At 44.8% G+C, this 20,109-nt stretch carries 18 protein-coding genes; all 18 read left to right on the forward strand.

Going from position 1 to position 20,109, the window contains the following annotated elements; all coding sequences use genetic code 11:
• Nucleotides 1-61 precede the first annotated feature (61 nt).
• On the forward strand, nucleotides 62-1,309 hold the full coding sequence (locus BMW61_RS04545) for a S41 family peptidase (protein ID WP_091820040.1): 1,248 nt from the start codon (nucleotides 62-64) through the stop codon (nucleotides 1,307-1,309).
• A 198-nt stretch (nucleotides 1,310-1,507) separates the two neighbouring features.
• Nucleotides 1,508-2,131, forward strand: coding sequence for a hypothetical protein (locus tag BMW61_RS04550; protein WP_091820042.1), 624 nt, complete (start codon nucleotides 1,508-1,510; stop codon nucleotides 2,129-2,131).
• Nucleotides 2,077-2,988, forward strand: coding sequence for a serine/threonine protein kinase (locus tag BMW61_RS04555; protein ID WP_091820043.1), 912 nt, complete (start codon nucleotides 2,077-2,079; stop codon nucleotides 2,986-2,988). Before BMW61_RS04550 ends, BMW61_RS04555 begins: the two co-directional genes overlap by 55 nt.
• Nucleotides 2,989-3,050: 62 nt before the next feature.
• Nucleotides 3,051-5,039 (forward strand): excinuclease ABC subunit UvrB, encoded by a 1,989-nt coding sequence (uvrB, locus tag BMW61_RS04560; RefSeq protein ID WP_026498322.1) that lies wholly within the window; start codon nucleotides 3,051-3,053, stop codon nucleotides 5,037-5,039.
• Nucleotides 5,040-5,089: 50 nt separating this feature from the next.
• On the forward strand, nucleotides 5,090-7,951 hold the full coding sequence (gene uvrA / locus BMW61_RS04565; protein WP_022760332.1) for an excinuclease ABC subunit UvrA: 2,862 nt from the start codon (nucleotides 5,090-5,092) through the stop codon (nucleotides 7,949-7,951).
• Nucleotides 7,952-8,194: 243 nt separating this feature from the next.
• Nucleotides 8,195-9,187 (forward strand): rod shape-determining protein, encoded by a 993-nt coding sequence (locus tag BMW61_RS04570; RefSeq protein ID WP_022760331.1) that lies wholly within the window; start codon nucleotides 8,195-8,197, stop codon nucleotides 9,185-9,187.
• 25 nt (nucleotides 9,188-9,212) lie between these two features.
• The gene (locus BMW61_RS04575; protein WP_091820045.1) at nucleotides 9,213-10,073 is read left to right on the forward strand and encodes a flagellar hook-basal body protein; all 861 of its coding nucleotides are present in this window, start codon (nucleotides 9,213-9,215) and stop codon (nucleotides 10,071-10,073) included.
• Between the two features lie 102 nt (nucleotides 10,074-10,175).
• A complete protein-coding gene (locus tag BMW61_RS04580; RefSeq protein ID WP_022760329.1) occupies nucleotides 10,176-11,003 on the forward strand; it encodes a flagellar hook-basal body protein in 828 nt (275 codons plus the stop codon).
• Between the two features lie 14 nt (nucleotides 11,004-11,017).
• Nucleotides 11,018-11,395: a rod-binding protein gene (locus BMW61_RS04585; RefSeq protein WP_022760328.1), complete on the forward strand. Its 378-nt coding sequence runs from the start codon at nucleotides 11,018-11,020 to the stop codon at nucleotides 11,393-11,395.
• A gap of 67 nt (nucleotides 11,396-11,462) precedes the next feature.
• Entirely contained in the window at nucleotides 11,463-13,688 is a 2,226-nt protein-coding gene (recD2, locus tag BMW61_RS04590; protein ID WP_091820046.1) for an SF1B family DNA helicase RecD2, read from the forward strand.
• Entirely contained in the window at nucleotides 13,678-14,397 is a 720-nt protein-coding gene (locus BMW61_RS04595; protein ID WP_091820048.1) for a ComF family protein, read from the forward strand. The genes recD2 and BMW61_RS04595 overlap by 11 nt, the downstream gene beginning before the upstream one ends.
• Nucleotides 14,398-14,426: 29 nt before the next feature.
• Complete coding sequence (locus BMW61_RS04600) at nucleotides 14,427-14,855, forward strand: flagellar protein (RefSeq protein WP_022760325.1); 429 nt, start codon at nucleotides 14,427-14,429, stop codon at nucleotides 14,853-14,855.
• Nucleotides 14,856-14,863: 8 nt separating this feature from the next.
• Nucleotides 14,864-15,253, forward strand: coding sequence for a hypothetical protein (locus BMW61_RS04605; protein WP_022760324.1), 390 nt, complete (start codon nucleotides 14,864-14,866; stop codon nucleotides 15,251-15,253).
• A 5-nt stretch (nucleotides 15,254-15,258) separates the two neighbouring features.
• Nucleotides 15,259-16,224, forward strand: a complete 966-nt coding sequence (locus BMW61_RS04610) for a hypothetical protein (protein WP_022760323.1) — start codon at nucleotides 15,259-15,261, stop codon at nucleotides 16,222-16,224.
• 5 nt (nucleotides 16,225-16,229) lie between these two features.
• A complete protein-coding gene (cdaA, locus tag BMW61_RS04615) occupies nucleotides 16,230-17,120 on the forward strand; it encodes a diadenylate cyclase CdaA (RefSeq protein ID WP_022760322.1) in 891 nt (296 codons plus the stop codon).
• Complete coding sequence (locus tag BMW61_RS04620; protein WP_091820049.1) at nucleotides 17,117-18,403, forward strand: CdaR family protein; 1,287 nt, start codon at nucleotides 17,117-17,119, stop codon at nucleotides 18,401-18,403. The genes cdaA and BMW61_RS04620 overlap by 4 nt, the downstream gene beginning before the upstream one ends.
• 13 nt (nucleotides 18,404-18,416) lie before the next feature.
• Nucleotides 18,417-19,766, forward strand: a complete 1,350-nt coding sequence (glmM, locus tag BMW61_RS04625; protein ID WP_022760320.1) for a phosphoglucosamine mutase — start codon at nucleotides 18,417-18,419, stop codon at nucleotides 19,764-19,766.
• 42 nt (nucleotides 19,767-19,808) lie between these two features.
• Complete coding sequence (locus BMW61_RS04630; protein WP_022760319.1) at nucleotides 19,809-20,072, forward strand: HPr family phosphocarrier protein; 264 nt, start codon at nucleotides 19,809-19,811, stop codon at nucleotides 20,070-20,072.
• Nucleotides 20,073-20,109 lie beyond the last annotated feature (37 nt).

Consider the following 20,109-nt stretch of genomic DNA (forward strand, 5'->3'; position numbering starts at 1 on the left):
TACATTTTTATTCAGCCACTCCTCTGATGGGAGCTGACTGAGACTGAAAGGAAGTACCACTATGGAACCAAAGGAAAATAAGATCAGTCTGCTTTTTATTGGACTTGCAGCAGGTTTTCTTCTGTCTGCTGTGCTGATAGTTGCAGGACTGTCTGTGATAAGGGCGAAGGGCTTTTCGATTTTCGGTTCGAAAAAGGATAGTACCAATACCGCTATGAGCGATGATACCATCAATAAGGTTAAGGTCATAGAGGATACAATAAATAATTACTATTACAAGACCGAGGTTGACCGGGCCGCTGAAGCGGATGCTATTTACAAGGGGGTCGTTGCGTCACTGCAGGATCCGTATTCCGAGTACTATACCACTTCCGAGTACGAGGACCTGATGTCGGATACAGAGGGTATTTATTATGGTATAGGTGCCTATGTCAGCATGGACAAGGACACCAATCTTCCGAGAGTAACAGGAACAATTAAGGATTCACCTGCCGAAAAGATCGGCATAAAAGCAAATGATGTAATCTATAAGGTTGCCGGAGAGAACGTACAGGGACTGACTCTGAATGAAGTAGTACAGCTTATACGCGGCGAGATCGGCACCAAGGTAAAGATTACCATTTACCGCGAAGGAGAGCCGGATTATCTGGAATTCGAGGTTGAAAGAGATAAGCTTGAGACCCAGACGGTTAATACCACGATGCTTGAAGACGATATAGGATATCTCGGCATTACGGAATTCGACTCCGTGACTCCGGGACAGTTTACAGAGGGTATGACTGAGCTTAGATCAAAAGGAATGAAGGCGCTTATTCTTGATCTTCGTTCCAATCCCGGCGGAAGTCTTTCCGCTGTATGCCAGATCGCAAGACAGATTCTGCCTCAGGGTGATATTGTATATACGGTGGATAGAGATGGCAACAGAGAAGATTATGAGTGCGATGGAAAGAATGAAATCGACATCCCCTTGGTTGTGATGGTAAACGGTTATTCTGCCAGTGCATCGGAGATTTTGTCCGGAGCTATTAAGGACTATGGCAAGGGCACTATCGTTGGCGAGACCACCTATGGAAAAGGTGTGGTACAGAGGATTTTCCCCTTCACCGACGGGACTGCCGTTAAGCTTACGATCAGTAATTATTTCACACCCAAGGGCACAGATATTAATGGTGTCGGAATTACTCCCGATGTGGAGATTGCGCTTGATTATGAAAAGTACAACAAGGATGGTACGGACAATCAGCTGAACAAGGCTATTGAGATCATTAAGAAGGAAATCAAGAGCTCTGCACTTGATGATGCAGCGTAAAAATTTTATATTGGCGTTATGTTACTGCGCTTCTGCCAATTTGGGCAGGGGCGCTTTTTATTTTGTTCAAAAAAATTCTTTACAAAAAAATTTTTTTGCGATATAGTTTCTTCTGTTTTTAAAATTCTAAGTCGTATCCGGATTCGCGGATATATTTTCCATTCTTTAATAAATTAACTATGAAAGGGTGTGTGGTAAATGGATTACTATGCGGCCACGCTTCGTGAGCCGGGAGAAAAACTTAATAATGACGGACTTTTGATAAAGGGAATACATTTAAAAGACAGGTCGGATCTGGTGGTAATGGTGCTCAGCTCCTGTGGAGCCAATAAGAAACTAAGCGACAGGATTATAAGAAATGCCGAAAAGCTGATACATAAAGGCTATGATAAGGATGTACCGGCACTTCTTCAGAGGCTGTTTAAGAAGTTTGGCCATAGTGGCTTTCTGTTTGGAAAGAGTACGCCCGACATTACGGTGCTGGTGATGAAGGGAATAAATTACTATGCTATGAACAGAGGATGCAACAGGGTTATGCGCATCGGAAGGCTTGGTGCGACCGATCTTTTCGAGGAAGATGATGGAATTATGCATGGACAATACTATTATCTCGAGGGGAGGCTTCCCGAAGGAAGCACTTTGATAGCTGCAAACAGTGCATTTTTTGAAAGGCAGAGAGATACAGAAATTCATAGGAGACTTTGCCCGCAGATGTGCGTTGGCAATAACGAGATGCAAAAAAATATTGAGTACTTAAGGAGCCAGCTATGGAGCAGAGGAGAGAAGAGACCTGTCACGGCAGCGGCGGTATGTGTGAAGTAGTAGCAAAAAAGCGTATAGGAAGAGGCGGTAATTCTGAGGTTTACCTCGGGGTTCTGCAGGGAGAAAGCAAATTCTGCGTTGTCAAAAGGGCAATCAGAGGGAAAAATGCGCTGCTTCAGCTTGAAAATGAATGGCGGGTCCTTAGGTATCTTAAAAATGCGGGATATAAGTATTCCCCAGAGCCTTTATCATTTTCAGAAAGAGAGATGGTTATGGAGTATCTGGGTGGTTTTACGCTTGAACATGCGGACCTTGGAGAAAGCAGTGAAGATGAGTTAAAGGCACTTTTCACAGATATCTGCAAAATTACGGGTGCTCTTCATGAACTTAGGACACCTGTCATTCACAGGGATATAAAACCTTCGAATATCATGACCTCTAAGGAGGGCAAGCTTTACCTTATTGATTTCGGAACAGCGACGATTTACGCGGGTTATAAGAGAGAAGGGGCTATGGAAAACAGCAGTATTACAGGTGCGGGTACAAAAGGGTACGCAGCGCCCGAGCAATACGGAGGCCTTTCACCGGAGTGCTTTGCAACAGATATCTATCAGCTTGGAAGAACTATGGAGGTTTTGCTTTCCAGGTCAAATGCATCTGATGCCTTCAGAGATGAGATGTGCCGAGTAATTAAAAGGTGCTGCGCGCCTGTTGCCGGCGAAAGATATTCAAGAGTCAGTGATATACCGGCAGATCTTCTGATGATAAAAACCCGGAAGAAAAAGAAGAGTATTTTGGTGAAGCTTTTTGGCAGGGAAAAGCCCGGAAAAGGTGAGGGGTATTTTACTCAAAAGCCGCATGAACCCGAGCTTTTTGTAGATATTGTAAGAACATTTGATACGATTGAGTTTTTATAAATGATATGATAGAATAAGCGATATATCGAAAATGTGTTCGGAAGAATACTTGAGGTAATATCATGGATCATTTTGAACTTAAATCAGAATATAAGCCGACCGGAGATCAGCCGCAGGCGATAGAGGCTCTGGTAAACGGATTTAAAGCGGGGAATCAGTTCGAAACTCTTCAGGGAGTTACCGGATCCGGTAAGACCTTTGCGATGGCAAATGTAATTCAGGCACTGAATAAGCCGACTCTTGTGATAAGTCATAACAAGACTCTGGCGGGGCAGCTCTACGGTGAATTCAAGGAGTTTTTCCCAAATAACGCGGTCGAATATTTTGTATCCTACTACGATTATTACCAGCCCGAGGCCTATGTTCCTCAGACGGATACCTACATTGCCAAGGACTCCTCGATAAATGATGAGATTGATAAGCTCAGGCTTTCGGCTACGGCATCACTTTCGGAGAGGAAGGATGTCATAGTTGTTGCCAGCGTGTCCTGTATCTACGGTCTTGGAAGTCCCGATGAATTCAAGGGGATGTCTATTTCGCTTCGTCCCGGGATGGAGAGAAGCAGAGAACAGATACTCAAGGACCTGGTGGCAATCCAGTATACAAGGAATGACCTTGATCTTAACAGATGTAATTTCAGAGTAAGAGGCGATACCATAGAGATTTTCCCTGCCCAGGCGGATGATTATCTTATAAGGATTGAGCTTTTCGGAGATGAGATAGACAGAATCTGTGAGGTTGAGCCTGTGACGGGCACTGTGAGAAATGAGCTGACTCACGTTATGATCTATCCCGCATCGCACTATGTAGTTCCTCAGGAGAAGATAAATCTGGCCTGTCAGAATATCGAAGCCGAGCTTGATGAGCAGGTGAAGTTTTTCAAGAGCGAGGATAAGCTGATCGAGGCTCAGAGAATCGCTGAGAGAACGAATTTTGATGTTGAGATGATGAGAGAGACCGGTTTTTGTTCAGGCATCGAGAATTATTCGAGGCATCTAAATTTTGCAAAGCCGGGTGAACCGCCGCTTACGCTTATGGACTTCTTTGATGGAGAGTTTTTGATAATTGTCGATGAGTCCCATATGACTATTCCGCAGATAGGCGCTATGTACCATGGGGACAGATCAAGGAAGACCACGCTGGTGGACTATGGCTTCAGACTGCCTTCGGCTCTTGATAACAGACCGCTGAATTTCGAGGAGTTTGAAACACATATTGATCAGATGCTGTTCTGTTCGGCTACGCCCGGCCCTTACGAGGCGGAGCATGAGCTACTGCGCGCCGAGCAGATTATCAGACCTACGGGACTTCTTGATCCGGAGATCTCGGTGAGACCTGTCGAGGGACAGATTGATGACCTGATTACGGAGATCAATAAGGAGACTGCCAGAAACAATAAGGTGCTTATAACGACCCTTACCAAGAAGATGGCGGAGGATCTCACAGAGTACCTGGCAGATACAGGCATCAGGGTGAGATACATGCACTCTGATATAGATACTTTGGAGAGGTCTGAGATTATCAGGGATATGAGACTTGATGTATTCGATGTTCTTGTGGGAATCAACCTGCTTAGGGAGGGTCTTGATATTCCGGAGATAGCGCTTGTGGCTATCATAGATGCCGATAAGGAGGGATTCCTTCGCTCAGAAACATCTCTTATACAGACCATCGGACGTGCAGCAAGAAATGCGGACGGACGTGTCATTATGTACGCCGATAATATGACGGATTCCATGAAGAATGCGATAGAGATCACAGAGCGCAGAAGGAAAATCCAGCAGGAGTACAATGAAGAGCACGGCATCACACCGCAGACCATCAGGAAGGCAGTCAGAGATCTCATCAGTGTTACCAAGGCTGTTGCGAAGCAGGAGGTACAGTTTGAGAAGGATCCCGAGTCCATGGATAAGAAGGAACTCGAGAAGGTTATCAAGGATGTTGAGAAGCGCATGAAGAAGGCGGCTGTCGATCTTGATTTCGAGACTGCTGCGATGCTGCGTGACCAGATGATTGATCTGAAGAAGCATCTATTAGAGGTGACAAAATAAAGCCTTCCCCCTGGGGGAAGGTGGCGCGTAGCGCCGGATGAGGGCATAAAATGGCGAAAAAGATACTATCAGAAGATATACACGACTACATACGTGTTCGCGGAGCAAACGAACACAACCTAAAGCACCTGGAGGTCAACATCCCCAGGGAGACTCTTACTGTATTTACGGGACTGTCGGGATCGGGAAAATCCTCCCTGGCCTTTGATACTATTTTTGCGGAAGGGCAGAGAAGATATATGGAGTCTCTGTCTTCCTATGCGAGAATGTTTCTGGGACAGATGGATAAGCCTGACGTTGAGAAAATAGAGGGTCTCTCGCCCACTATATCCATAGATCAGAAGTCAACAAACAGGAACCCGAGATCCACAGTTGGTACGGTGACTGAGATATACGATCATTTCAGACTTCTCTATGCCCGTATAGGTATACCGCACTGCCCTAACTGCGGCAGAGAGATCAGAAGGCAGACCGTCGATGAGATGGCTGACCAGATATTGTCCCTGGAGGAGGGTACAAGATTCCAGATACTCGCCCCTGTCGTTCGAGGCAGGAAGGGTGAGCATGCCAAGGTTCTGGACAGAGCGAAGAGAGCGGGCTTTGTCCGTGTGAGAATTGATGACAGCCAGTACGACCTTTCGGAAGAGATCAAGCTTGATAAAAATATTAAGCACAATATTGAGATAATAGTCGACAGACTGGTTATAAGAGCTGATAACGAGGAGCTTAGAGGCAGGCTTACGGACTCTATAGAAAGCGCTCTGAATCTTGCGGAGGGGCTTCTTACGGTTGATGTCATAGACGGAAAGCCTATGAACTTCAGCCAGAGCTTCGCGTGCCCGGACTGTGGCATCAGTATTTCCGAGATCGAACCCAGAAGCTTTTCCTTTAATAATCCCTTCGGTGCCTGTCCCGAGTGTACGGGACTTGGTTACAGGATGGAATTTGATGAGGATCTCATGATTCCCGATAAGTCGCTTTCCATAAGCGAAGGTTGTTTTCAGGTTATGGGATGGCAGTCCTCGGGTAAGGAGGGAAGCTTTACCAATGCTATGCTTAGAGCACTGGCAAAGTCCTACAAGTTCAGCCTTGATACACCCTATGAGAAACTGCCTGCGAAAGTAAGAGACATGCTGGTTCACGGTGCAGACAGGGAGGTTTTGGTCGAGTACACCGGACAGAGAGGTGAGGGAAGATATCCCATCACCTTTGACGGACTCATTAAAAATGTGGAGCAGAGATATCGCGAAACTTACTCGGAAAATCAGAAGGCGGAGTATGAACAGTATATGCGCATCACTCCCTGCCCTGCATGTAAGGGTCAGAGACTTAAGGCTGATTCGCTGGCTGTTACGATTGACGATAAAAATATTTTTGAGATTACCTCAATGTCAATCGGAGAGCTCCATGAATATCTTGAGAATTTAAAGCTTACAAAGCAGCAGGAGCTTATAGGAGCTCAGGTTTTGAAAGAGATTAGAGCCAGAGTCGGATTCCTTATAGATGTGGGACTCGATTATCTGTCGCTCTCAAGAGCAACCGGAACTCTGTCGGGTGGGGAGGCACAGCGCATAAGACTTGCGACGCAGATAGGTTCAGGGCTTTGTGGAGTATGCTATATCCTTGATGAGCCCAGTATTGGTCTTCACCAGCGAGATAATGACAAACTTTTGAATACACTTAAGAATCTCAGGGATCTCGGAAATACTCTCATTGTGGTCGAACATGACGAGGATACCATGAGGGCAGCTGATTACATCGTGGATGTGGGGCCTGGTGCGGGCTCGCATGGCGGTGAGATTGTTGCTGCCGGAACAGCCGAAGAGATCATGCAGGTTAAGGAGTCCATCACAGGACAGTACCTCTCGGGTAAGCTTAAGATAGAGGTTCCGGATCACAGAAGGAAACCGACCGGTTGGATCAAGGTCAAGGGTGCAGAGGAGAACAATCTTAAGAATATAGATGTGAAGTTTCCTCTCGGCGTTCTGACTATTGTTACCGGTGTATCCGGATCGGGCAAGAGCTCGCTTGTAAATGAGATTCTGTATAAGCACCTGGAGAGAGACCTTAACAGAGCAAGATGTATTCCGGGTAAACATAAGGGAATCGAGGGTATAGAACAGCTTGATAAGGTCATCGCAATTGACCAGTCACCCATAGGAAGGACGCCCAGATCCAATCCTGCCACCTATACAGGTGTGTTTGATATGATAAGAGATCTCTTTGCGGGTACTCCCGACGCCAAGACACGAGGCTATAAGAAGGGAAGATTTTCCTTCAATGTTAAGGGCGGACGATGCGAAGCTTGCGGAGGAGACGGAATCATCAAGATCGAGATGCATTTCCTTCCGGATGTATATGTTCCCTGCGAGGTCTGCGGTGGAAAGCGCTATAACAGAGAGACGCTGGAGGTACATTATAAAGGAAAGAATATCTACGATGTTCTTGATATGACAGTTGAAGAGGCGCTGCCTTTCTTTGAAAACATAAAGACCATAAGAAGAAAAATCAAAACCTTGTATGATGTGGGACTTGGCTATGTCAAACTGGGACAGCCCTCCACGGAGCTCTCTGGAGGTGAGGCTCAGAGAATAAAGCTTGCAACAGAACTTTCCAGAGCAAGTACAGGTAAGACCATCTACATTCTGGATGAGCCTACGACAGGACTTCATTTTGCGGATGTACAAAAACTTGTGAAAATTCTTCATGAGCTGGTGGAAGCGGGCAATACGGTTATCGTCATTGAACACAACCTTGATGTCATCAAAACCGGAGATTATATCATAGATATGGGCCCCGAGGGCGGCTCCGGCGGCGGAACCGTTGTGGTTTCGGGTACACCTGAGCAGGTGGCGAAGTGTAAGCAGTCCTATACAGGTGCCTATATCAAAAAGATGCTCGAGAAAAAATAAAAATTTTTTATATAAAAGTATAAAGTTTTTATAAAGTATTGCCGATAAAAATACTGATTAGGTGTAGGTGTTTTACTGCGTTATTCCATGTGTGTAAATACTACATAGTAATAAAAAATACGATTAGATGTTTAAAAACTTGCCCCATTGGTTTATAATGGCAGATGAATTATATCATTATTAAAGTTATTGTGAGCGACTATGCGCTCTGAGCCTTATTTCCAGAAAGGGGTAATAGATTACATGCAGTATACAGATATAGGAATCGATTTAGGAACAGCAAGTATCCTTGTTTACATCCGTGGTAAGGGTGTAGTTTTGAAGGAACCCTCGGTTGTAGCGTATGACAGAGATACCGAGAAGATCAAGGCTATCGGTGAGGATGCGAGACTGATGCTTGGACGTACACCCGGCAATATCGTTGCGGTAAGACCGCTCAGACAGGGTGTTATTTCAGATTATAAAGTTACCGAGCAGATGATGAAGTACTTCATCACCAAGGCAATCGGACACAGAACCTTCAGAAAGCCTCTTATAGCAGTATGTGTACCCAGTGGGGTTACAGAGGTTGAGCGTAAAGCGGTTGAGGATGCAACTCTTATGGCAGGTGCCAGAGATGTTCGTATCATTGAGGAGCCCATTGCAGCAGCAATCGGCGCAGGAATAGATATTACAAAGCCTTGCGGCAACATGATCGTTGATATAGGTGGTGGTACTTCCGATATCGCGGTTATTTCCCTTGGCGGAACTGTTGTCAGCACATCTGTAAAGATTGCGGGCGACGATTTTGATGAAGCTATTGTCAGATATATGCGTAAAAAGCACAATCTTCTTATCGGTGAGAGAACAGCCGAGGATATCAAGATCAAGATTGGTGCAGCATATCCCAGAGCAGAAGCTGATTATATGGATGTTAGAGGACGTAACCTTGTAACAGGTCTTCCGAAGACTGTTAAGGTGTCCTCAGAAGAAACTGAAGAGGCCTTGAGAGAGACCACAGCCCAGATCGTGGAAGCTATCCACAGCGTATTGGAGAAGACTCCTCCGGAACTTGCTGCAGATATCGCAGACAGAGGAATTGTTCTTACAGGTGGCGGCAGCCTTCTTCGCGGACTTGATGACCTGATTGCATCCAAGACAGGTATCAATACCGTGACAGCAGAGGATCCCATGACTGCGGTTGCAATAGGAACAGGACGCTATGTTGAGTTCCTTGCAGGATATCGCGAAGGCTAACAAGTAATCACTTAGTGAGGTAAATATGGTAAAAGGTCTGTACACCGCGTATACAGGTATGATCAACGAGCAGAGTCGCATGGATATCGAGACCAATAATCTTGCCAATGTGAACTCCACCGGTTTCAAGGAGGAACGTACGGTAAGCCGTTCATTCCGTGATCTTCTGGGATTGAAGATCAAGGATTACTCCGATGCACCCTGGACAGCGCGGAGACTCGGCCTTATGAATCCCGGCGTTAAACTTGCCGGGGCCTATACCAATTTTGAACAGGGAGCCTTAAGACATACTGAGCAGAAATTTGATCTCGCTCTTAATAACGGGCTTCCGAATGTTGATGCCGATCAGGTTAATGACAACATGACCGCCGGCGGTAATGCATTTTTTGCTACTTCCTTTGCCTCCGATGATCCGGATGGAGGCGGACAGCTTATCAAATATACCAGAGACGGTAATTTTACCCTTACAGTGGATGGCTACCTTGTCACCAGCGAGGGTAATAATGTCCTGGATGTCAACAATAATCCTATTCAGATTGATCCCCTGGCGGATACTACAATTTTACAGGACGGCAGAATTATCCAGAATCAGAATGTCGTTGCTACGGTTCAGGTGGCAAGCTTTGACTCTCCGCAGTTTTTACAGAGATATCAGGATAATGCTTTTATCATCGGTGACGGCGGAGCTCAGGTGGTATCCACAACTGCCGAGGCAGCTAATGCTACGGTTAATCAGGGATATCTGGAGTCATCCAATATCAGTGTGGTCAATGAGATGACCAATATTATCACCATTCAGAGAAATTACGATACCAATGCCAAGGCAATGCAGGCAGAGGATGACACTCTTGATATAGCAGTGAATCAGCTTGGAAGAATTACTTAATAAAGGTTAAGTATGCCTGATAAAATGTCGATAAATTAATTGGCAGAATATGGCTATATTACAAGATGAAGGTTATTTTTCTAAATTGCCAGGAGGTATTATATGGTAAGAAGCTTATGGACAGCAGCATCCGGAATGAATGCTCAGCAGACAAACGTTGATACCATCGCAAACAATCTCGCGAATGTCAATTCCGCGGGTTATAAAGCGCAGAGCGCAAAATTCAAATCCTTACTTTATCAGGAGCTGAAAACCAAGACGGTACAGACCACAGGTTCACCTGTTAATTCGGACGTTGGTCTTGGTGTAAGAGTTTCATCCATCAATTCCTTCTTTACACAGGGAAATATGCAGGACAACGATTCCAGTTCGGCATTTGCGATTCAGGGAGACGGATTCTTCGTATATTCGACAGATGCTCAGGATTTGAATGCCGCTAATCTCAGATACACCAGAAACGGTAACTTTGTATGGGCGCTTACAGAGCAGAATACGCTGGAGCTTACAACCTCTGAAGGTAATCCGGTTCTCGGAATAGACGGACAGCCTCTGGTTGTTAATGCAGAAACCGTTAAGGCTACAGATATTACCTGCGACCAGGAAGGTAATCTTTATTACCTCGATGCGAACCAGGACAGACAGGATATAGGAACAATTGCTCTCTTCCAGTTCAGAAATCCGGAGGGACTTGAGAGGGTCGGAGATACAAGCTTTATGGCAACAATGGCGAGCGGTAATGCTCTACCCGAAGCCACAACAGCCGGTATCAGAAGAAGCCAGGTGGTTCAGGGATATCTGGAAGGCTCCAATGTAAATGTTGCGACTGAGATGGTTAACCTTATCGTAGCGCAGAGAGCTTATGAGATGAACTCTACAGCAATTACCACAACTGATGAGATGATGCAGACAGCAAACGGTCTGAAGAGATAATAAGGGTATAAGATATGGCTATTGATATGAATTCAATGAACAGCTTATCGGGAATTTCACAGTACGCCAGCAGCCAGGCTGCATCCGAGAAGATAAACTCGGCGGCCTCCAAAGTCAGACGAATCGAGACGGAGGAGGATAAGGCTCAGGTAGATAAAGAGCTCATGGATGCCTGCAAGCAGTTTGAGGCATACTTCATGGAACAGATCTACAAGGGCTATGAGAAGACAGCCAAGGTATTCAGCAAGGATGAGTCGGGATCCATGGGGAAAATGGTTGACTATTTCAAGGATTTGACAATTCAGGATATAGCGGCTACAGGAGCTGACAAACAGAGCGTGGGACTGGCCCAGATGCTGTATGAGAACATGAAGAGAAATTACGATTTATAAATTATAAGCAATTATTTATTCCCTCTTTTTAAACGAAGAGGGAATAGTTTTGTCCTTTGGGAGGAAAATGGAAGTAAAGGGATATATAGATCATTTTATATACAGAAGCCCTGACAGAAGCTATGGAGTTATGGTTTTTGTCAGCGACGGTGAGGAAATCACCTGTGTCGGGAGCTTTATAGATGTGGATGAGGGGGATACTCTTGAGATATCGGGAGAGATGACAGAACATCCTGTCTACGGTGAACAGATAAAGGTGACCGGCTATAAGATCGCCGCTCCGGATGATACGGAGTCGATGGAGAGATATCTAGGCTCCGGCGCCATCAAGGGAATCGGCGAGACTATGGCGAGACGAATTGTAAAGAAATTCGGTAAGGATACCTTCAGGATAATAGAGGATGAGCCGGAGAGGCTTGCAGAGATCAAGGGCATCAGTGAGAAAAAAGCAAGAGATATCGCCATTCAGCTTGCGGATAAGAGAGAGATGCGAGATGCCTTTGTTTTTATGTCCGGATACGGAATCACGGGCAACATGTCAGTCAGGATTTATGAAAAATATGGCAATCAGGTTTACAGGATTCTGAAGGAGAATCCCTATAAGCTTGCTGATGATATTGAGGGAATCGGCTTTAAAACCGCCGATGAAATTGCGTCCAAGGTGGGAATCAGCGTAGATTCCGATTACAGAATAAGAAGCGGAATTCTCTATGTGCTGCTCGAGGGAGCGCAGGACGGTCACAGTTTTCTTCCAAAGAGCGAACTCATAAAAAGGAGCGGGGAGCTTCTCGGAGTATCTGAGGACAGCATAGGAATGCAGATGGATAATCTCATGGTGGAGCGAAAACTCATCTACAAGGGGGATGATGAAGTATATGCTGCATCCTACTACTACGAGGAGCAGGCAATAGCTGTTATGCTTCGAGAGCTTAATCTGCAGGTCTCACATGAGAGCGAAAAAAGCCTTGAGGACAGAATAAAAAGGATTGAGAAAAGGCGTGGTATTGAGCTGGATGAACTGCAGAGAAAAGCAGCAGCTTCAAGTGCCGGAAACGGTGTCGTTATCATTACGGGCGGTCCCGGAACAGGTAAGACTACAACTATAAATACGATTATTGAATATTATGCCGAGGAGCAGATGGAGATAGTTCTGGCGGCACCTACCGGGCGTGCGGCGAAAAGAATGACCGAGGCAACGGGCTATCAGGCTTCAACTATCCACAGACTACTCGGAATGGGCGGCGGAGCGCCGCTGGAGGACCGGGGAGAGAAGACAAGGCTCCATTTTGACAAAAACGCTGACAATCCGATTGAGGCTGATGCCATAATTATCGATGAGATGTCCATGGTTGATATGCATCTTTTTGCATCGCTTTTAAAGGCCGTTATACCGGGAACACATCTTATTCTGGTGGGCGACAGTTCCCAGCTTCCGAGCGTCGGCCCGGGGCAGGTGCTGCGCGATCTTATAGAAAGTGAATGCTTTACAACAATTACACTTAAAAAGATTTTCAGACAGGCGCAGCAGAGTGATATTGTAATGAATGCACATCATATAAAGGATGGAGATCCTATAAAGCTGGATAATAAGAGCAAGGACTTCTTTTTCCTTAAAAGAGATAACGCGGATGTCATTTATAAGCATATGATTGAGCTGATCAGAGATAAACTCCCTGGCTATGTTGATGCCGGATCTGAGGATATTCAGGTGCTTACGCCCATGAAGCGAGGACCTCTCGGGGCGCAGACACTTAACAGCGTTTTGCAGAATTATCTGAATCCGGCCGACAGCGGGAAGAAAGAATATGTGCATGGAGAGAGGGTTATCCGTGTGGGAGACCGCGTGATGCAGATTCACAACAACTATCAGGCTGAGTGGGAGATATGCGGAAAAAACGGGATTGCTATCGAAAAGGGACTCGGCATTTTTAATGGTGATATGGGTGTTGTGAAGGATATCAATATCGTTATGAAAGAGATGACGGTTGAATTCGATGAGGGAAAATGTGTGACCTATCCCTTTTCCGAACTTGATGACCTTGAGCATGCCTATGCGATAACCATACACAAGTCTCAGGGCTCCGAGTATCCGGCGGTTATTTTGCCGCTTCTTGGAGGGCCGAGAATGCTTCTTAACAGGAACCTTTTGTATACGGCCGTGACAAGGGCTCAGAAATGTGTTGTGGTTCTGGGAAATACAGAGACTATTGATACAATGATAGGAAATGAGGAGCAGCTTAGACGCTATACGGGATTAAAGACAAGAATTCTGGAGGTGGCGGATGCAGGCTGAGGAACTTCTCGAGGGGGTCATTTCCATTCTGTATCCCAGAAGATGTCCGGTCTGCGACACTATTGTAAAACGTAAGGAAGGGCTGATACATCCGGAGTGTAAAAGGGTGATAAAGCCTGCAGGCAAAATTATCTGCATGAAATGCGGTAAACCTTTATCTGATGCGGATAAGGAGTATTGTCCCGACTGTGAAAAAACAAGACATTATTTTGACAGGGGGTTCGGTGTTTTCAGATACAGATCCATTTCCGGATCCATATACAGGTTCAAATATTCGGGAAGAAGAGAATATGCCGATTATTACGGGGAAGCTGCAATGCAATATCTTGGAAAAGCCATGAAAGCGATGCGTGCGGATGCCGTAATACCGGTGCCGATGTATGACAAAAAGCAGAGAAAACGAGGCTATAATCAGGCGGAAGTATTTGCGGATGCCCTTGGAAAAAGGATTGGAGTACCTGTCAGAAATGATATCGTAAGAAGGGTCAGAGACACGGTTCCCATGAAGATGCTTGACTCCTCCGAGCGCCGCTCGAATTTGAAAAAGGCTTTTAATATAAGCCAAAATGATGTAAAATTTAAGTGTATTATCCTTGTTGATGACATTTACACGACCGGCAGTACTATGGACGAGCTCGCAAGAGAATTCCGAAGACACGGGGTGGAAAGGATATTCTTTGTTACGCTTGCAATAGGCCAGGTGGTGTGAAAAATATGCACTGCTAATAGGAGGATATCATGAGTAATATTCGTAATTGTTCAAGATGTGGCAAGATGTTTAATTACATTGCCGGCGAGATGTTGTGTGATGTTTGCAAGAAGGAGATTGAGGAGAAATTCCAGGAGGTAAAGAAGTACATTCAGGAGAATCCCGGAAGCGGTCTCAAGCAGATTGCCGAGGACTGCTCTTGTCCAGCAAAGCAGATTAAGAAGTGGATCCTTGAAGAGAGACTTATGTTTACCGAGAATTCTCCGATTCAGATAACATGTGAGAATTGTGGAGCGCGTATTGCTACAGGTAGGCTTTGTGCTAAGTGCAAGGCTACGGTTACTAATGCGCTTAATGATACCGTTAAACAGCGTCAGCAGGCTCTTGCGGCTGAACTTGCAAAGAAACAGGCCCAGCAGCCCAGCTCGACGTCCGGAATGAAATTTCTTAAAACCTGAGGACTATAATGTTAAACGAGGAGAGAGTTATCCTGATGACCAGGATGGCTGCCTACGAGCAGCGTGAGGGGAAAGAAAATAACGCTATAAATTCGTATTTTCGCAGCGACTATGTCGGATTCCAGGTGCTGAGGTCTATTATCAGTGCCACAGTGGTATATCTGATACTGGTCGCTGCCTATGTGATGTATCATTTTTCTGATGTGCTGCAGGACGTATACAATACAGATATTGCTGCAACCGCACGGAAATATTTGGTCTACTACATTGCGCTTGTAGCTGTATATTCAGTGATTTCATACATCGTTTATTCTATCCGATACGGAAAAATGCGAAAGAATATGAGGGCATATTACTCCTGCCTTAAGAAGCTTGGCAGAATGTATGAAAAGGAATAAGGAAAATGACGTCTTTACTGGAAATACGAGAATATATCAAGAATTTTTATTTAAAATATGAGTTATACATAACATATATCTGGAAGTTTTTACTTTCTCTGATCGCGTTTACCATGATCGGTAATAAGATCGGTTATCAGGCTAATCTGACAAAACTGCCCATATTGCTTATGGCTGCACTATTGTGTTCCATAATGCCTTCCAATTTTATGGTGCTTATTTCTGCCGGATTTATTTTGGCACATCTTTATAAATTATCTCTGTTTTGCGCAGTAGTTGCACTCATTGTTTTTCTTTTGATGTTTCTGCTTTATTTCAGGTTTTCACCGAAAGATACAATTGCGGTAATGTTGACACCTATGTGTTTTTATTTGAGCATTCCTTATGTGATGCCTATCGCTCTGGGGCTTATGGGAACACCTGCTTCAATTGTTTCAATGTCCTTTGGAATAATAGTTGCATTTCTTGTGAATTATATTTCCGGGAACGCTACTACATTGACAGGATCACAGATAGAGGAATCTGCAGTACAGTTCCGGACTATCATTTCGGAGCTTTTATCCAATAAGCGTATGTGGGTGTTCATTGTGGCTTTTGCAATTACGCTTGCAATTGTTTATGTCATAAGACGCATGTCGGTTGATCATGCATGGACCATAGCTATTATTGCAGGATCTCTTGCAAATATAATATGTCTGCTTGTGGGCGACATGATTTACAGCACGGGACTTTCTTTCCTGGGAGTTATCGTGCAGACAATTATTTCAATTTTATTGCTCATGGTGCTTCAGTTCTTTGCCTTTAATCTCGATTATACGAGAATTGAGAAGGTGCAGTTTGAAGACGATGAGTACTACTATTACGTAAAGGCCGTTCCGAAGGTTACGGTTTCCACTCCTGCACCGAAGGTTAAGAAGATAAATGTATCCGGTGCGGGCAAGGATTACAGAGGTAAAGACCGAGGCGAGTAAGATAGATGCAACAGATCGTATTTTTTCTTGAAAACAATCTGACAAGCCTGCATATGCCAAGAGTCAGGGCACTTGATGTCATCGAAATGCTGATCATAGCGTTCCTGATCTACCATATTCTGGTTTGGGCCAAAAACACGAGACTATGGTCCCTTTTAAAAGGGGTCGTAGTTATTGTTGTCTTTATAGTTATTGCCGCAGCATTCAATATGTCGACCATCCTGTGGATAGTAAGGAACGTATTTGGAATTGCTGTAACGGCTATGGTTGTTATTTTGCAGCCGGAACTGAGAAAGGCGCTCGAAGGTATAGGCAGAAGAAACTTTTTCCATGGACTCCTAAATTTTACTGAGACAACGGAAGAGGGAAGATTTTCAGATAAGACAATAAATGAGATTATAAGGGCCTGCGTGGAGATGGCCAAGGTGAGAACGGGTGCGCTTATTGTTATTGAGCAGCTTTCTTCTCTTAATGAATACGAGAGAACGGGTATTGATATTGATGGAATGGTAACAAGCCAGCTTCTTATCAACATCTTTGAACACAATACACCTCTCCATGACGGTGCGGTTATTATCAGAGGTGACAGAATAACATCGGCTACCTGCTATCTTCCTCTTTCCGACAATATGGAGCTTGGAAAAGAGCTTGGAACAAGACATCGTGCAGGTGTCGGTGTTTCTGAGGTTACAGATTCACTTACCATAATTGTTTCCGAAGAGACAGGAAAAATAAGTGTTGCTTACATGGGAGAGCTCGAGAGAGCAGTCGACAGTGAGCGCCTGCGAGAGAGACTGAGGCAGATACAGAATAAGGCTACTGAAGATAAGAAAGAAAAGAAGGACAAAAAGAAAAAAATAATAAGTAACAAAACGGTGAAAGGAAAGGCGAAATGAAGAAGCTAAATTTGACTGCCAATCTGGGGCTGAAGATTGCTTCGCTTTTATTTGCCGCACTTCTTTGGTTCCTGGTTACAAACATAAGTGACCCTGTTGATTCAGTGAGATTCAGCAATGTTCCGGTCACATTCAGAAATGCAAACAGTATAACGGATAACAATCAGGTGTATCAGGTTTTGGAGGACAGTGATGTAATATCCACGGTCACCGTTTATGCACCCAGATCCATAGTTGATTCCCTGAGCAGGGATAATGTTGTTGCCATAGCCGATCTTGAGAATACCACTAATATCGATGGCACATACTATGTTGCAATTCAGCTTAACACAAATAAATATGTAAATCAGATTCAGAGCATAACGGGAACGATAGATTCCGTTAAGCTGAATATAGAAGGAAGAGATTCCAAGACACTTCCTATTTCTGCCTCTACGACGGGTACCTTGACTGATGGGTATATAATAGGTGATGTCGTTACTGATCAGAACCAGATCAGAATTACAGGTGCAGAATCAATCGTTCAGAGTGTAAAGACAGCTTCTGTAAACGTCGAAGTAACCGGTTATACCACGAATATCGGAACCAATGCAGAGATTCATCTTTATGATGCTGATGGCGGAGAAGTTTCGAAGGATAATCTGAAGCTTAGCAGCACTTCAGTGGGTGTAAGTGTAACAATTCTGGCAACCAAGAGAGTTCCTGTAACATATCAGGTATCGGGAGTTCCGGCTGAAGGATATGTTGCTACCGGAGAGATTGATACCGATACAGACAGTGTTCTGCTTGCAGGAAGAATGTCAGTGCTTAACAAGATTGATACGATCACCGTTTCTGATGATTCGCTTGATCTGACGGGGCGTACGGAAGATTTGACGACTACAATAGATCTGTCAGCATATCTTCCCGGCAATGTAAGCTTTGGTGATGAGGACTTCAACGGTATTGCAACTGTTATTGCATATATTGATAAGAAGAGCGATAAGGCACTCAGCATCCCCTACAGTCAGATCGAACTTATGAATATCCCTGAGGGATATGATGCTCAGATAGTTGACGATAATAAGACCTTTACACTTTCAGTAAGCGGACTTTCGGCGAATGTGAATGCCATCAGTGAAAAGGATGTATCCGGTATCATTGACGTATCACAGATTAGCGAGGGTGGCGAAGATGCAGCAGGAACCTACAGGACAGCTGTATCGCTTTCACTACCGGGTGGGGTGACAACCACCGATACGGTTGAAGTTACCGTTAAGCTTACGAAATTAGAAGAGAATTAAGGTGGAGGAATATATGGCAAGATTATTTGGAACAGACGGCGTGAGAGGCGTAGCCAATGACGAGCTTACACCCAGCCTTGCGATGCAGCTTGGACAAGCCGGAGCATATGTGCTTTCAAAAGAAAACAAACACAGACCGACAATTATGGTTGGCTGTGATACAAGACTTTCAGGAGATATGCTTGCTGCCGCACTTATGGCAGGGGCATGCTCGGTAGGCGCCAATGTTGTTAATGTAGGTATTTTACCTACACCCGCAGTTGCTTACCTCACAAAGAAGTATCGTGTGGATGCAGGTGTTGTAATTTCAGCATCCCACAATCCTATGGAATTCAACGGGATCAAGTTCTTTGACGGAAACGGTTTTAAACTTCCGGATTCCATGGAGGATGAGATCGAGGAGCTTATCAGGAATAACCTCGAGGGCGTAAAAATGCCCACCGGAGCAGGAGTGGGTAAGATTAAAAACCGTACAGATGCCAGAGAGGAATATATCAACCATAGCCTTAACTGTGTTGATGTAAGACTCGATGGAATGAAGATTGTAATGGACTGCGCCGAGGGCGCAAGCTCCTACACATCCGTAGAGACCATCAGACAGACAGGCGCTCAGGTTATCGCGATTCATACAAGCCCGGACGGTACAAATATTAATTCGAATTGCGGATCAACCCATATGGAAGAGCTTATGGGAAGGGTTGTTACCGAGAAGGCGGATATAGGACTTGCCTTCGACGGAGACGCTGACAGATTCCTGGCAGTTGATGAGAATGGAAAGCTTGTTAACGGCGATGAGATTATGGCCATAATCGGTAAGCACATGAAGGAAAAGGGTGAACTTAAAGGGGACACAATTGTTGCTACCGTTATGAGTAATCTTGGATTCTTCAAGATGGGAGAGCGAGAAGGAATCAAGATTGAAAAGACCAAGGTAGGAGACAGATACGTTCTTGAGCGCATGAAAGAGATTGGCGCAAACTTTGGAGGAGAGCAGTCTGGACACATCATCTTCCTTGATGACAACACCACAGGAGACGGACTTCTCTCAGCACTTCATCTTCTGAAGGTTATGAAGGAAACCGGGAAGAAGCTTTCAGAGCTGGCACAGATTATGGATGTAATGCCGCAAGCTCTTTGCAATGCGACAGTGCCTACTCATAAGAAAGATCATTATATGGAATATCCCGAGATTGCAACAGCCATTGAGGAACTTGATAAGAAGTTTGCCGGCGACGGCAGGGTTCTTATCAGACCATCCGGAACAGAACCCCTTGTTCGTGTAATGATAGAGGGCAAGGACCAGAAAGTAATCGAGGAAGAGGCAAAGAAGCTCGCAGAGCTGATTCAGAATGTAATGCTGTAATTCAAAAGGGGAACTACGGCTTAAAAATATAGGGGAATTAGTATGATAACAAAAAAGGTGATTATTAAAAATCCAACAGGGCTGCATCTTCGCCCTGCAGGAAATTTATGTAAGGTCGCCATGAATTATAAATCACACATAACATTTATGTATGGCGAGAATTCGGCTAATGCCAAGAGTGTACTAAGTGTACTTGGCGCATGTATAAAGTGCGGCGATGAACTTGAATTCAAATGTGAGGGACCTGATGAGACGGAGGCTATGGAAGCCCTGGTCAATGCTATAGAAAATGGTCTCGGAGAATAATATGAATTATATGACGGACGGCATTTATGTCGTCCGT

This window comes from Butyrivibrio sp. ob235 (assembly GCF_900109475.1).
Lineage (GTDB): Bacteria > Bacillota > Clostridia > Lachnospirales > Lachnospiraceae > Butyrivibrio.